Annotated in this window: 10 protein-coding genes; 4 read left to right on the top strand and 6 right to left on the bottom strand. The window is 52.1% G+C overall.

Going from position 1 to position 12,904, the window contains the following annotated elements; genetic code table 11:
• Positions 1–42 precede the first annotated feature (42 nt).
• Positions 43–1,218, top strand: a complete 1,176-nt coding sequence (gene nhaA, locus B0I18_RS11205) for a Na+/H+ antiporter NhaA (protein WP_106522798.1) — start codon at positions 43–45, stop codon at positions 1,216–1,218.
• 18 nt (positions 1,219–1,236) lie between these two features.
• On the top strand, positions 1,237–3,360 hold the full coding sequence (locus tag B0I18_RS11200) for a DUF6311 domain-containing protein (protein WP_106522797.1): 2,124 nt from the start codon (positions 1,237–1,239) through the stop codon (positions 3,358–3,360).
• Between the two features lie 17 nt (positions 3,361–3,377).
• Here the strand turns inward: B0I18_RS11200 and B0I18_RS11195 are convergent, their stop codons facing one another.
• The 3 genes from B0I18_RS11195 to B0I18_RS11185 are packed head-to-tail and all read right to left on the bottom strand — an operon-like array spanning position 3,378 to position 4,885.
• Positions 3,378–3,956, bottom strand: coding sequence for a DUF1572 family protein (locus B0I18_RS11195; protein WP_106522796.1), 579 nt, complete (start codon positions 3,954–3,956; stop codon positions 3,378–3,380).
• The gene (locus tag B0I18_RS11190; RefSeq protein ID WP_106522795.1) at positions 3,943–4,425 is read right to left on the bottom strand and encodes an OsmC family protein; all 483 of its coding nucleotides are present in this window, start codon (positions 4,423–4,425) and stop codon (positions 3,943–3,945) included. Before B0I18_RS11190 ends, B0I18_RS11195 begins: the two co-directional genes overlap by 14 nt.
• A 10-nt stretch (positions 4,426–4,435) precedes the next feature.
• Positions 4,436–4,885, bottom strand: a complete 450-nt coding sequence (locus B0I18_RS11185; protein ID WP_106522794.1) for a GNAT family N-acetyltransferase — start codon at positions 4,883–4,885, stop codon at positions 4,436–4,438.
• A 211-nt stretch (positions 4,886–5,096) separates the two neighbouring features.
• Between B0I18_RS11185 and B0I18_RS11180 the strand changes: the two genes are divergently transcribed.
• Together B0I18_RS11180 and B0I18_RS11175 are read left to right on the top strand one after the other, a co-directional pair.
• On the top strand, positions 5,097–6,416 hold the full coding sequence (locus B0I18_RS11180) for a citrate (Si)-synthase, eukaryotic (protein WP_106522793.1): 1,320 nt from the start codon (positions 5,097–5,099) through the stop codon (positions 6,414–6,416).
• 72 nt (positions 6,417–6,488) lie between these two features.
• A complete protein-coding gene (locus B0I18_RS11175; RefSeq protein ID WP_106522792.1) occupies positions 6,489–7,094 on the top strand; it encodes a hypothetical protein in 606 nt (201 codons plus the stop codon).
• Here the strand turns inward: B0I18_RS11175 and B0I18_RS11170 are convergent.
• The 3 genes from B0I18_RS11170 to B0I18_RS11160 all read right to left on the bottom strand — a co-directional run bounded on the left by B0I18_RS11170 (position 7,091) and on the right by B0I18_RS11160 (position 12,832).
• Positions 7,091–7,750 (bottom strand): toxin-antitoxin system YwqK family antitoxin, encoded by a 660-nt coding sequence (locus tag B0I18_RS11170; protein WP_106522791.1) that lies wholly within the window; start codon positions 7,748–7,750, stop codon positions 7,091–7,093. The genes B0I18_RS11175 and B0I18_RS11170 overlap by 4 nt on opposite strands.
• A 119-nt stretch (positions 7,751–7,869) precedes the next feature.
• Complete coding sequence (locus tag B0I18_RS11165; protein ID WP_181358429.1) at positions 7,870–10,041, bottom strand: T9SS type B sorting domain-containing protein; 2,172 nt, start codon at positions 10,039–10,041, stop codon at positions 7,870–7,872.
• A 529-nt stretch (positions 10,042–10,570) separates the two neighbouring features.
• On the bottom strand, positions 10,571–12,832 hold the full coding sequence (locus B0I18_RS11160) for a T9SS type B sorting domain-containing protein (RefSeq protein ID WP_106522789.1): 2,262 nt from the start codon (positions 12,830–12,832) through the stop codon (positions 10,571–10,573).
• Between the last annotated feature and the right edge of the window lie 72 nt (positions 12,833–12,904).

The raw sequence follows: 12,904 nt of genomic DNA, 5'->3' as shown, positions 1-12,904 counted from the left end.
AAGGCCGGAGTGTAACACCTTCGGCTTTTTCATTTTAAGCATATGGGCAAAGTCAGAAAAGCAATCCGGGACAAACTCCTCTCCCCCATCTTCGCGTTTATACACGACAGCCGGGCCGTAGGCATTACCCTTATCGTTTGTACGCTGCTCTCGCTTGTGTTGAGCAATTCGGCATGGGGCCCGTCTTATCTTGCCTTATGGGAAACGGCAATCCCCCTGCCGGATGCCATCCATATTCCGCATACGGTATTGCATATGATCAACGACGGCCTGATGACCCTCTTCTTCCTGCTGGCCGGTATGGAGATCAAAAGAGAAATTGCCAACGGGGAATTGTCCAGCCTGCGCAAATCGGCCTTACCCGTACTGGCCGCTACCGGCGGCATGCTGGTACCCGCCCTGCTTTACTTCGTAGTTAATGCCAACTCGGCGTATGCCCGGGGCTGGGGCGTGCCCATGGCTACCGATATTGCTTTTTCGCTGGGCATACTGTCGCTGCTGGGTACAAGGGCGCCGCTATCGCTTAAAATACTGCTTACCGCCCTGGCCATTATCGACGACCTGGGCGCTATCGTGGCTATTGCTATTTTTTATACCGACCACATCAGCCTGCTTTACCTGGGTATAGCGGGCGGCCTTTTCGTCTTGCTGCTGGTTATGAATGCCCTGAAGGTAAACCGGCTGCTCCCCTATTTCATCGTGGGTATTGCGCTTTGGTATTGTATGTTTAACTCGGGCATACATGCTACGCTGGCCGGTGTGCTGCTGGCCTTCAGTTTACCGCTGGACCGTATACCCCGGCTGGAGCACAGGCTGCACAACCCGGTAAGCTTTATCATCCTGCCGCTGTTTGCCCTGGCCAATACGGCCATCGTGTTTCCTGCTGATATAAGCGCAACACTGAACAGCCCGGTAAGCTATGGCATCCTGCTGGGGCTTGTTGCCGGCAAACCCCTGGGCATCTTCCTGGTATCTTACCTGGCGGTAAAGCTGCGTATTGCCAGCCTGCCCGAAGGCCTGGGCTGGAACCATATACTGGGCATCGGCTTGCTGGCCGGCATCGGCTTTACCATGTCTATCTTTATTGCCATGCTTGCCTTTAATACCGAAGCACCGCAGATAACGGCCAAACTTGCGATCCTTATTGCTTCTGGCGTTTCAGGATTAGGCGGTTTTATTTATCTTCGGCTCCAGTCTGCCAAAAGACAAGCCCTTTAATTTCCGTCTATTCCCTATATGCAACAACGCTTAGCTTCGTTAACCCGCCTGCTGCAACAACGCAGGTATGCCTGGCTTTCGCTGGTATTGATCCACCTGGTACTGATCGCTTTTAGTTTTCACAGGCATTTCACCCATCCGAAAGAAACCCAGTTTACGGCATGGGGCGACGGTTTAAAGAACTATTTTACGATGGTATCCTATGTAAAGGAGCCCATCGGCAAGGACGGATTTTTCAAGTACGAAGGTTTTGGTTATCCTTATGGCGACTATGTGTATTCGACCGATAATACGCCGCTGTTCTCGATCCCCTTCCGCTGGTTTTGTCATTATATCTGGGATATTTCGGACTATACCATTCCCTGTTTTAACTATTTTATAATCGGCAATATCCTGGTAACGGGGTTGCTGGTCTTCTTCGTATTCCGGCGCCTGCTCGGCAATGTCGCCCTGGCCTGGCTGCTGGCGCTCTTCCTGCCCTGGATCAATTTCCAGGTCACCCGCATTTTTAACAGTCACTTCAACCTCTCGCTTACCTCATTCAGCCTGTTTGCCATCGCACTGTTCCTGCTCTGGCACCGGTACAACGACAAACTGCGCAACCAGGCCTTACTGGTATGCGCTATGGTGTTGTTCTCGTTTTGTTGCTTCCTGGCGCATGGCTACTATGTGGCGATCATACCCGTATTCCTGTCCTGTATGTTGTTTGTGTATGGCCTGTACCGCCTCCGGTCGCGCAAGGGTATTGCTTCTGTAATCGCATCGGGCCTGGTTGTCGGCCTTACGGTAGTGCTTGTATTTGGTGTGATGCACCTTACCGACGGTTATTTCGATATCCGGCAGGACTTTGCCATGGGTTATGACTGGATGGAACAGAAGACCAATTTTTCCATGCTGTTTACCCACTACACGTTCCACCATGTTTACTTCCCCTTGTGGATCGAGAAATGGCCGGATGCCGTGGAACTGATGGTATACCTGGGCAATATCGGCTTGTATGCCGTGGCCGTATTACTGATCATCAGCCTCTTCAGCCGCCGTTTCCGGCTTACGCTATTCAACATCCAGAAGGACTTTTTCCGGAGTCCCCTGTACGCCGGTATTTTCCTGGCGGGCCTGGTGATGTTATCGATGTCGTTTGGAGAAAATTATTACCCGATGATGGAGAAGCTGCATCTTTCCCTGCCTTTCCGTACAGAAGGTATCGGTTATAAAGAGGTGGTGCTGCTGTTGATAGGGGCCGCAGGTATCCTGGTAACTCTGGTCTTTTTTATCAAAAGCAGGCAGAAGCTTGTTTTCAGCCCGCTTCAACCGGTGGGTAAGCGTACCGCGATGTTACGCGCCGTTCTTTTTTATGCCGCAACGGCTGTCTTGCTCTATATCGCATTCGGCCATTACCATATCGACTATTTCATTAACCGTACCAATCCCTTGTATCTCCTGCACCGGTTTACGCGCAAGGTAGAGCAGTTCAGGAGTATGGCCCGTTTTGCCTGGCCTTTCTACTGGACCTTCTACATCTGGATCATGTATACCGTGGCTGCGCTCTACCGCCTTACCAACCGCCAGGGCAGGCAGCTCATTCTCGTGTTGGTACTGGTGTTGGGTGGAGAGGAAACGATCAACTTTATGCACCGCTTCCGGGAGGGCGCCAATTACCCCTCGCCGCTGGCGGCTAGCGCTTATCCCCAGTTGAAGCAACTCAAGCTCAATTTCAACGACTACCAGGCCATACTACCCATACCCTATTACCTCGTAGGATCTGAAGATTATGACCACACCATCGATGATCTCGGCGACATGAGCAGCTTTTCTTACCAATTATCGTTATACAGTAAGCTACCGCTGATGAGCTGTAAACTGAGCCGCACCCCGCCGCGCTTTTCCAAAGACCTGCTCGACCTGGTGAGTAAGGACACTGCGCCGGAGGAGTTGAAAAAACGCCTGAATGGCAAACCCATACTGCTGGCCATAGACCGCAGCTTTATCCACGATTCTACCCTCAGCAGTATTCCCAACAAGGAGTTTCATGCGGAAGCCTATGCCGCCTACTGGGCAGCCAACGCTATTGCCGAACGCAACCACCTGCAACCGGTGGACAGCCTGGGGCATATTTACTTTTACGCCTGGCACCCCCGCTAATAAAAAAGCGGGGCAGCTTATGCCCCGCTGCCTGCAACCTTGCCGTCGGTAAAGAACCGGCGGGCCTGGGGTTGTTCAAATTTATCCTGGTTATAGGCATCCGAAGCGCCTTTGGCAATGCTGAGCGACTCCCAGTCTTCATCGCGGATGGCCTTAGCGATCATAACGATCTGGCCGGTATGATAGGCGTAGTGCGCTACCTGGCGCGTAATGGCCTCCAGCACGGTATGTCCTTCGTTGCGGATATAAACGATATCGGTAAGCCCGGCCTCCGGTATAGCGGCAAGCGCCCCGAAAAGACAGGCCCAGCCTTGCTCCCAGGCTGCCATCATTTCGGCCTTGGAGCTATAGGTATCGTCGAATTCTTCATCCCTTTTACGCCAGGGCTTTTCGCCATCGCTGGTCAGGAAGTCGGTAAAGCGCGACAGCATATTGCCCGACATGTGTTTTACGATCGTAGCCACATTATTGGATGCACCCGAAATGCGCAGGTGGATCTCCTTATCGTCGAGCCGCGCCAGCGATTTATCGCCGAGCGATTTGTAGTAATGGAACATCTTGGCACTGATCGCCGAAAAATTTTCAGATACGTTCATCGGTAGTAAGTATTTGAGGTTCTACAATAACAGGAAAATTAAGGGAGTTGGCGATAAAGCACAGCTCATGGGCTTTGTGGTGCAACGATAAGGCCAATGCCGCCTTATCCGGATCCCCGAGTACGATACGCGGCCGAAGCACGATACCCGTAAAACGCCCGCCGCCGTCGGCGCCGGTACGCATCTCGCCGCTGGTTTCGTCGGTATAGGCGATTACCGTTACCTGGTGCACCGCACAAAGATGCAGATACCATAACATATGGCAACCGGATACCGAAGCCAGCAACAGTTCTTCGGGGTTGTATTTTGCAGGGTCGCCCCGGAATGCGGGGTCTGAAGAGGCCGCCAGGGGCGGTTTCCCGGCTGCGGTTATCGTATGGCTACGCTCGTAAGCGGTGTAGCCCGATGTACCTGTACCGGTATTACCCGTCCAGGTAGTGGTAGTGGCGTACGTATGCAGGTCTGACATAACAGGCAGATTAAACTGGATAAACTACCCCGGGCCGGCTCATTAACCGTTCGGGATAAGGAAAAGGATCAAAACCGTATTGGTGGTAAAGACCGTGGGCGTCCTGCGTGGTGAGCAGGAACCGGCGCAGTCCGAACTCGTCGGCCATATCGCAGAATACCTGCATCAGCGCTTTGGAGATGCCCTGGCCGCGATAAGCGGGCTGTACAAACACATCGGCAAGATAAGCGAAGGTAGCCTGGTCGGTGATCATACGGCCAAAGCCGGCCAGTGTGCCGTCGGGAAGATAAGCGCCCAGGCATATTGAATGTTCGATAGCCCTTACAACGGTATCGAAGGGGATGCCCCGCGCCCAGTAACTCTCCTGGTCCAGGAAGTGGTGCACGACCCTGGCATCGATTTTTGCCTTATCTGCCGAGATTAATAAATTATCAATTTTTCGTTCGATCAACAGGGACATAACGGCTTTTTAAGAGTTACAAATTTAGGGGAGCAGGGCGGATAAAAGCGCGCCGGGGCGGGAATTATTATGGCTGCAAACCTTGACAATAGTCAATTTCAGCCGATAAAAAAAGCAAATTAATCGGCTTGCCTTTTAGCTTGGTTCGTACCAATTTGTTATCTTTGTCCGTGTTGATTTTTTTTCTTACTCTTAATACTTAAATAATATCATGGGTTACATTAAAGACCTTTTTAAAGAGAAAGCCGATGCCCTTAATGTCGACATTAAGAATCTTATTGCACAGCACGGCGACTTTAAAGTAGGTGAAATTACACTTGCTCAGGTTTACCAGGGCATGCGCGGTATGACAGGCCTGATCACTGAAACTTCTCTGCTCGACTCTAATGAAGGTATCCGTTTCCGCGGCTACTCCATTCCCGAGTTACGCGAGAAGCTGCCAAAAGCTGAAGGTGGTACAGAACCCTTACCCGAAGGTCTTTTCCACCTGATGCTGATCGGAGAGTTGCCCAGCCAGGAAGATGTCGATCATCTGTCTGCTGTATGGGCGCGCCGTTCTCATGTACCTAATTATGTATTTGATGTTATTGAATCCCTGCCGGTAAATACACACCCGATGACCCAGTTCAGTATCGGTGTAATGGCACTGCAGCGCGAATCGATCTTCGCCCGCGAGTATGCCAAAGGTATCAGCAAAAAGAACCATTGGGATTACATCTACGAAGATACCATGAACCTGATTGCACGCCTGCCAAGGGTTGCTGCTTATATCTACCGCCGCAAATATAAAAACGGCGATCATATCCAGCCGAACGGTATGCTCGACTGGGCCGGTAACTTCGCGCACATGCTGGGCTTCGAAGACAAAGGCTTCTTCGCCCTGATGCGCCTGTACATGACCATCCACGCCGACCACGAAGGTGGTAACGTATCGGCACATACCACACACCTGGTAGGTTCTGCCCTGAGCGATCCTTACCTCTCCTTCGCTGCCGGTCTGAATGGCCTGGCAGGTCCGTTGCACGGCCTGGCCAACCAGGAAGTGATCCGCTGGATCGAAGAAATGCAGCAGGAACTGCAAACGCAATCGCCCAGCAAAGAGCAGATCGCAGAATACATCAAGAAAACACTTGCTGAAGGCAAAGTGGTACCGGGTTACGGTCACGCAGTACTGCGTAAAACCGATCCGCGTTTCACCGCCCAGATGGAGTTCGGTAAAACACATTGCCCCGAAGATCCGCTGGTACAGACCGTTTGGAACATCTACGAGGTGGCGCCTGCGATCCTGGAAGGCACCGGCAAGATCAAGAATCCATGGCCAAACGTGGATGCCCACAGCGGCGCGCTGCTGAAGCACTACGGCCTTGTTGAAGAAGATTTCTATACCGTACTGTTCGGTGTAAGCCGTGCACTGGGTGTACTGGCCAGCCTGTGCTGGGACCGCGCCCTGGGCTTCCCCCTGGAGCGTCCGAAATCTGTAACTACCGAGTTCCTGCAGAAACTGGTTGTAGGCGAAGTAGTAGAAGACTAATTTCAAGCTTATCCATAAAAAAACTGCTTCCCATATGGGAAGCAGTTTTTTTATTACGATCTTTATCCTGCTATGAAATGTTTTTTCCTCTATAACAAGACGCTGCTGTTATGTTTATGCTTACCGGTATCCGGCCTGTTGTCCTGCTCGGGAAATAAAACAAGCGGCAGGGCGGGTATAACCAGTAACCCGGACAGCCTGGAAGGCAAACAGGTATACCTTAACCCCGCAGATGGCAATACGTACAGCACTTCCGGCGCATTTGAGACCTATGGCCCCGAGGGGGGCACAACACCCAAATACGGCCCGGCCGTACTGCAGAAAATTATACTGCTTACCGATGAACCTACCATGGAACGCGTAATCAGCATCGATACCCTGGATAGCTATTTCGACGCCGATAGCAACACCCTGGCCGCGGTATTTAAAGACTATAAACAAGAAGGCGATCTGCTGATCCAGTTTACGCTTTACGCCGGCAAACAACCACTGATCATTGTTGCTAACAATGGCAATTTCGATACGGCCATCCTCCGGCATCTTGACAACGCGCTTCAGCGCAATTGCAGCTATTACCGTACGAGAATGGACTCCTGCACTTACCAGGCCTTCTACCGTATCGGCACACAGGCGCCGGCATCAGCAGCAGGAAACAAGCCTTTGCAGAGCCTGCACTAATTCTTTTTATCTTCCCTGCGCTCTACCGAACCATCATTGTTATAGTATACCCAGGTGCCGAAAGGTTTGGCCCTGTAGGCCTTTACAGCCACCTTACTCCATACCTTCTTACCCGTTTCCGGGTCGTCTACCTGGATACGGTCTTCCCCGTTATAAGGTTCCGCTTTAAAGAAACGTTCTTCCTTCAGCTTACCGTTATCGAAATAAACCAATTCAGTACCCGCTTTACAATAAGCCGTAGTACCGTCTTCGGCGGTAATTACCAGGATATCGAATTCGGAAGCCAGGTTGCCTTTGTTGTCGAACAACTGCCAATGCCCGAATGGCTGGTTCTGGAAATAGTTACCGGAGGCCTTGGGCTTACCGGAGGCATAGTACTCGGTCCATTTACCATGACGGGAAAAGCTGTTATCTCCTTCGTCGGTATCGCCCTCTTCCAGCAGGATGCCGTCTGCCCCAAAGAGTTTATAATAGCCATCATCGCTCATCGACACTTTAAGACCGTCTTTGGTTTTAAAGTTATAACCGCCGCCCTCTTCGTTCTCCTTCATCGCATCGGGATCGGAGAAATAAGCCTCGTACAGGGGACTTGTTTTTTGAGCGTGTACAGCCTGGAAACCGCAGAACACCAGCAGGGCGCAGTATATTTTTTTCATGGCCCAAATATAGAGATCGGATCGGTTATTTCTAAAAAAATCTGCAATACGTTATCCATTAAAAAAACCCTTTGCCGGGGGCAAAGGGCATAGCAGGAAATCTCCGTAAAAACCTGCCATTATTTTATCAACACCAGGTCGCCTTTACGGGTAAAGACCTGGCGATGCGTGCCTTTTTCGAAAGAAATGGTAAACCAATAAGTACCCGGGTCGACAGGCTGACCATTAAACCTTCCATCCCAACCTTTACCGGGGTTAGCGGTACTATATACACGCTGTCCCCATCGGTTAAAAATGTCGAAGCTGTATTCGTTTAGCGAACAACCGGTCTCCAGCAGGGGGGCGAAAATATCGTTGAGCCCATCGCCATTGGGACTAAAAGCATTTGGCATAAAGGCGATACAATCGCAGAGTTCGGTGTTCCGGATGGTAATGGAATCCATACCCTCGCAAACATCCTGCGTCACCTTTATTCCATAAGTACCTGGCTGCGACACATCGATCGCAGGAGTAGTAACCCCGGTGCTCCACAATACCCTGGCGCCGTCCGGCACCCTGCCCTCCAGGCGGACGTTAAAAGGCGTTCCGGCGCAGAACATGATATCAGGTCCCAGGTGCTGGAATACATCAAAATTGTCGATCCTTATTTCATCACTCGCCGAGCAGTCGCGCTTGGTAACGGTGAGGGAATACACGCCACCGCCGCTTACGTTGAAGGAGTGCCCCGTGCTGCCGTCCTGCCACAGGTAAGTGGCACCGGGCACTTCGGTCCCCTTAAGATCGAAAGGGTACATGCGGCCACAGATCACGGTATCGCTACCAAAATCAAACCGGACATCGACCTCCTCTACTTTAAAAGAATCGACGAGCTTCGGACACCGGGGACCATAGACTACCCGGAAATTGCCCCCTGTTGTTACCGTGCGGGTATTGCCCGTCGAACCATCGTCCCATAAATAGGTATAAGCCGGATCCTGCGGAACGGAGAGGCCCAGGGAAGACCCACCGGCGCAAAGCGTCAGCGTATGACCGGTAAAGGTTGTATCGGAAGGCGGCGACCGGACCACGATATTACCGAGGCCATAAAGCGACTCTGTACCAGGGGCAAGACTCACGGCACCTAAGGCTAGCAGCGCGCTCGGGCCCGTCACATTAGGATTCTCGATCCGGTGCAGCACATCGGAACCGAGTAGCCCGCCCCAGGTCGTGCCGGTAATATAAACCTTGTTATCGGAGCCGAGGCGCATTGCCGCATTATGTCCCAAATACCCGTTCGGATCAAGCTCCACCTTAGAAGCAATGATCGTGGGTACCAGACCGGAAGAAATATCGAACTGCCAGATGCCCGCGGAGAAAAACCACCCATGCGGCACGTACATTTTTGTAGCATCTGGCGAAAAGCAAAGATTGATCACGGAATAGCCAAACAACGCACTTTCGTTGGGTACACCAGGGCCGACTAAAACATTGATCTGGTTGGTAGCCACACCGGTGGCGGCATTGAAATCGTATAACTGGAAGCCGCCGCCGTAAGATAATTGAGTAGTGAAATCACGCACCAGCCCGGAGAGGCTTACCGCCAGCCGGGTACCGTCGGGAGACACAGTCATACAACCGCCTGCCGTTTGGCTAAACATCATGCCGAACGACATGCCCGTAGCGATCGCTGTATCACAGGGCGAAACAACGGGCAGGGTATTAATACCCTCCGGCGTAATCTCAAAGGCATGGATGGCGCTGCCATCGATCTTCATACTTAATACCCATATGTTACAGGATGGCCCCGTAACCGCTACCAGGCGGTCGGCCAGCAGGCTATCAATCTGTATCCCTTTCTGCCCGGGCACTACATCGCCCAGACCGCCGCGCAGCGACATATCCACCACCGAATAATACAGGCGGCCGGCTGCAGAATCGTTACCATTCCCGTTAAAAATGCCGCCTACAAATACCGTAGGATTGGCTATAAGGCCTGTTTTTGAAAAGACGATATATTTATCGGGCGCTCCGGGATAGGGAACGACCAGGGAGGCCCCGTTAAAATAACTCGGATCCTGCGGCGGTGTTGCGGGACCACCGGAAAAAGCATAAACCGGCAAATTACCGATCAGGCCGTTTCCATTGGGCATGACATTACCATTCTTGTCCCAAACCGTATCCAATTGTGCGTAAAACCTCAGTTGCCCCGTATTATCGGAAACAGCAGCAGTACCAGAGCCCAGCCGGGGCTCCTCCGCAATTTCGTTATTACCGGTCGCAAAGGGAACGGGCGGTATAGTGTTAAAATTCATCCCGGCTCTAGTGCCGAATATCCACGTTTTATTCTGGTTTAACTGATAATCAGGAGTTTGACCCTGCAGGTTTTGCGATGCCGCCCCCAAGACTATTACTGCAAACCAATGCAATATCTTGTTCATAACCAATACACTATTAAAATCTCTGGTCTTACAAATCTAGATACAGCCAACGTTAATAGACGCCAACGAACAATAATTAATACATACTACAATTTAAATATTTGTAATCATTTACAATAAGCAATAAACTTCGGTGAAGGGACAGGGGGCAACAAGAACAGTTATCCTACGGCACCACGTTTTGATGTCCCTGGTTTAAAGTATTTTCTATTGCCGCAACGTATATCGTAAACAACAAACGCTTGCCTGCAAAAACGCCAAGCCGGACAACCAGGTAGGAAAATAGGATGGAGGCGACACCGATGACCAGAGCGCGGACCTGCCGGCCTTAACGGGGATAAAAAAAATGCGGCCGCCCCGGGTAATGGGACGGCCGCCAACAGGAAATCTCCGTAAACCTGTTTTATCGTACGAGGGTAAGGTTGCCCTTTTCGGTAAAGGTGTTACTACGCGTACCCTTTTCAAAGTAAATCGTAAACCAATAAGTGCCGGCATCGGCCGGTTGTCCTTTAACCATACCATCCCAGCCCTTTTCGGGGGTATTGGTAGTAAACACCTGCTCGCCCCAGCGGTTAAACACCTGGAAGTTATAGCCCCGCAGCAGGCAGGCGGGTTCGACCACGGGTGTAAAAACATCGTTGAGACCATCGCCGTTAGGCGTGAAGGCATTCGGCATAAACGCAATACAGTCGCAGAGCTCGGTGTTCCGGATGGTAATGGAATCGATACCCTCGCAAACATCCTGCGTTACTTTTATACCATAGGTGCCTGGCTGCGACACATCAATAGCGGAAGTGGTAGCCCCGGTGCTCCACAATGCCGTGGCGCCCTCCGGCACCCTGCCCTGCAGGCGTATGCTGAACGGCATACGGGCACATACCATCGTATCGGGACCCAGGTCCTGGAATACATCAAAATTGTCGATCCTTATTTCATCGCTCGCCGAGCAGTCGCGCTTGGTAACGGTGAGGGAATACACGCCACCGCCGCTTACATTGAAGGAGTGCCCCGTGCTGCCGTCCTGCCACAGGTAAGTAGCGCCGGGTACTTCGGGCCCCTTAAGGTCGAAAGGCATGATGCGGCCACAGATCACGGTATCATTACCGAGGTCAAACCGGACATCGATAGCCTCTACATGAAAAGTATCGACCAGTTTGGGACAGGATGGGCCATACACGACCCAGTACGTACCGCCGGCGGTTACGTTACGGGTAGCGCCCGTAGCACCATCATCCCAGAGGTAAGTATAGCCCGGGTCCTGGGTCACGGACAGGTCCGTAGCGGTTTGCGGGGCGCAGAGCGTAAGCGAATGCGTGGCGAAAGTTGTATCTGCCGGCGGCGCTTCTACAGTAGCTACGCCCAGGCCGAAAGCCGACATCGATCCCGGCGCAAGGGCCAGGGCATTGAGGGTCAGTCCGGCGCCTGCGCCGGCAACATTGGGGTTATCGATACGGTGCAGGTTGCCGCCGGGCAAGAGTCCCAACAGGCTGGTACCGCCTACGTATACCTTATCGTCGGGTCCGAGGCGTATGCCCGTGAGCGAAGCAATATCGCCGCTGGGGTTAAGTTCCACCTGCGAAGCCACAATAGTAGCCGCAACGCCGGAGGAAATATCGAACTGCGACATACCGGTGCCCAGCAGGAGCCCGTGCGGCGTATAAATTTTGGTATTGTCGGGCGAAAAGCTGAGGTTGAATATCTGCTGATCGAGCGTGAGCAAGGCACTGGGCGGCATTATATTGACCTGGTTGCTGGCCACACCGGTTACTTTATTAAAGTCGTACAACTGGAAATTGCCCCCGAAAAAGCTGAATGTACTGAGGTTGAGCACGACACCGGCAAGACTGACGGCGAGTTTGGTACCATCGCCCGAGGCGCGCATACAACCACCGGGCATCTGGAAGAGCGGGGAAATATTCATGCCTCCCGCGACCGCGACCGGGCAGGGAGATACTACCGGGTTGGGGTTGACGCCGGTTGGCGTAACCTCGAAGGCATGCATGGCGCTGCCATCGTTTTTCATACACAATACCCAGATATTACAGGCGGGGCCTGTAACGGCCACCAGCCGGTCGCAAAGCATGGAATCGATCTTAATCCCTTTTTGCCCGGCCACCACATCACCCAGCCCGCTGTTGAGCGTCATATCGACAAGCGAATAGTATAACTTACCGGCCCGCGGATCATTGCCACCATAGGTAGCCGGTATACTGCCTACGGTACTGGTTGTGGCAATGCTGGTCTGCGAAAAAACATAGTATTGATCAGGCGACCCGGGTTTGGGAACGATCAGCGAGGCGCCATCGTAATAAGCTGCTGCCGCGCTGCTAATGGTAGGCAAGCCGGCTATAAGCCCGCCGCCATTGGGCATAATATTCCCGTTCTTATCCCGTACGGTATCCAGTTGGGCAGAAAACCGCAACAGGCCTGTGTTATCGGATACCGCCGATGTTCCGGATCCTAACCTGGGTCCCAAAGACCCTTCCTGGTTGTTGCTGCTGATCGCAGTAGGTGGTGTGGTATTAAAATTCAGTCCGGCCCCGGTACCGAATATCCAGGTCTTGTTCTCATTGATCTGGTGGTAAGGCAGACCGGTTTGACTAAAAACGGTAGAGGTTGCCGCCAGGCAACAGCCCAGCAGCAGGGAGGAGATTTTGTAACGCATACTACAGTGAATTAAAAACAGTGAATTCGTGCGTTACAAATATATTTTTTGACAATGTTAACTAGTACGAAT

This window comes from Taibaiella chishuiensis (assembly GCF_003014535.1).
GTDB lineage: Bacteria > Bacteroidota > Bacteroidia > Chitinophagales > Chitinophagaceae > Taibaiella > Taibaiella chishuiensis.
Note: the sequence above shows the minus strand (reverse complement) of the source record. Positions and strands in the feature narration are given on the sequence as shown.

What these genes read in the sequence shown, in the direction of transcription:
- B0I18_RS11175 (WP_106522792.1), top strand. Translation starts at nt 6,489, where the DNA reads ATGAAATGTTTTTTCCTCTATAACAAGACGCTGCTGTTATGTTTATGC.
- B0I18_RS11185 (WP_106522794.1), bottom strand. Translation starts at nt 4,885, where the DNA reads ATGTCCCTGTTGATCGAACGAAAAATTGATAATTTATTAATCTCGGCA.
- B0I18_RS11190 (WP_106522795.1), bottom strand. Translation starts at nt 4,425, where the DNA reads ATGTCAGACCTGCATACGTACGCCACTACCACTACCTGGACGGGTAAT.
- B0I18_RS11165 (WP_181358429.1), bottom strand. Translation starts at nt 10,041, where the DNA reads ATGAATTTTAACACTATACCGCCCGTTCCCTTTGCGACCGGTAATAAC.
- B0I18_RS11170 (WP_106522791.1), bottom strand. Translation starts at nt 7,750, where the DNA reads ATGAAAAAAATATACTGCGCCCTGCTGGTGTTCTGCGGTTTCCAGGCT.
- B0I18_RS11195 (WP_106522796.1), bottom strand. Translation starts at nt 3,956, where the DNA reads ATGAACGTATCTGAAAATTTTTCGGCGATCAGTGCCAAGATGTTCCAT.
- nhaA (WP_106522798.1), top strand. Translation starts at nt 43, where the DNA reads ATGGGCAAAGTCAGAAAAGCAATCCGGGACAAACTCCTCTCCCCCATC.
- B0I18_RS11180 (WP_106522793.1), top strand. Translation starts at nt 5,097, where the DNA reads ATGGGTTACATTAAAGACCTTTTTAAAGAGAAAGCCGATGCCCTTAAT.
- B0I18_RS11160 (WP_106522789.1), bottom strand. Translation starts at nt 12,832, where the DNA reads ATGCGTTACAAAATCTCCTCCCTGCTGCTGGGCTGTTGCCTGGCGGCA.
- B0I18_RS11200 (WP_106522797.1), top strand. Translation starts at nt 1,237, where the DNA reads ATGCAACAACGCTTAGCTTCGTTAACCCGCCTGCTGCAACAACGCAGG.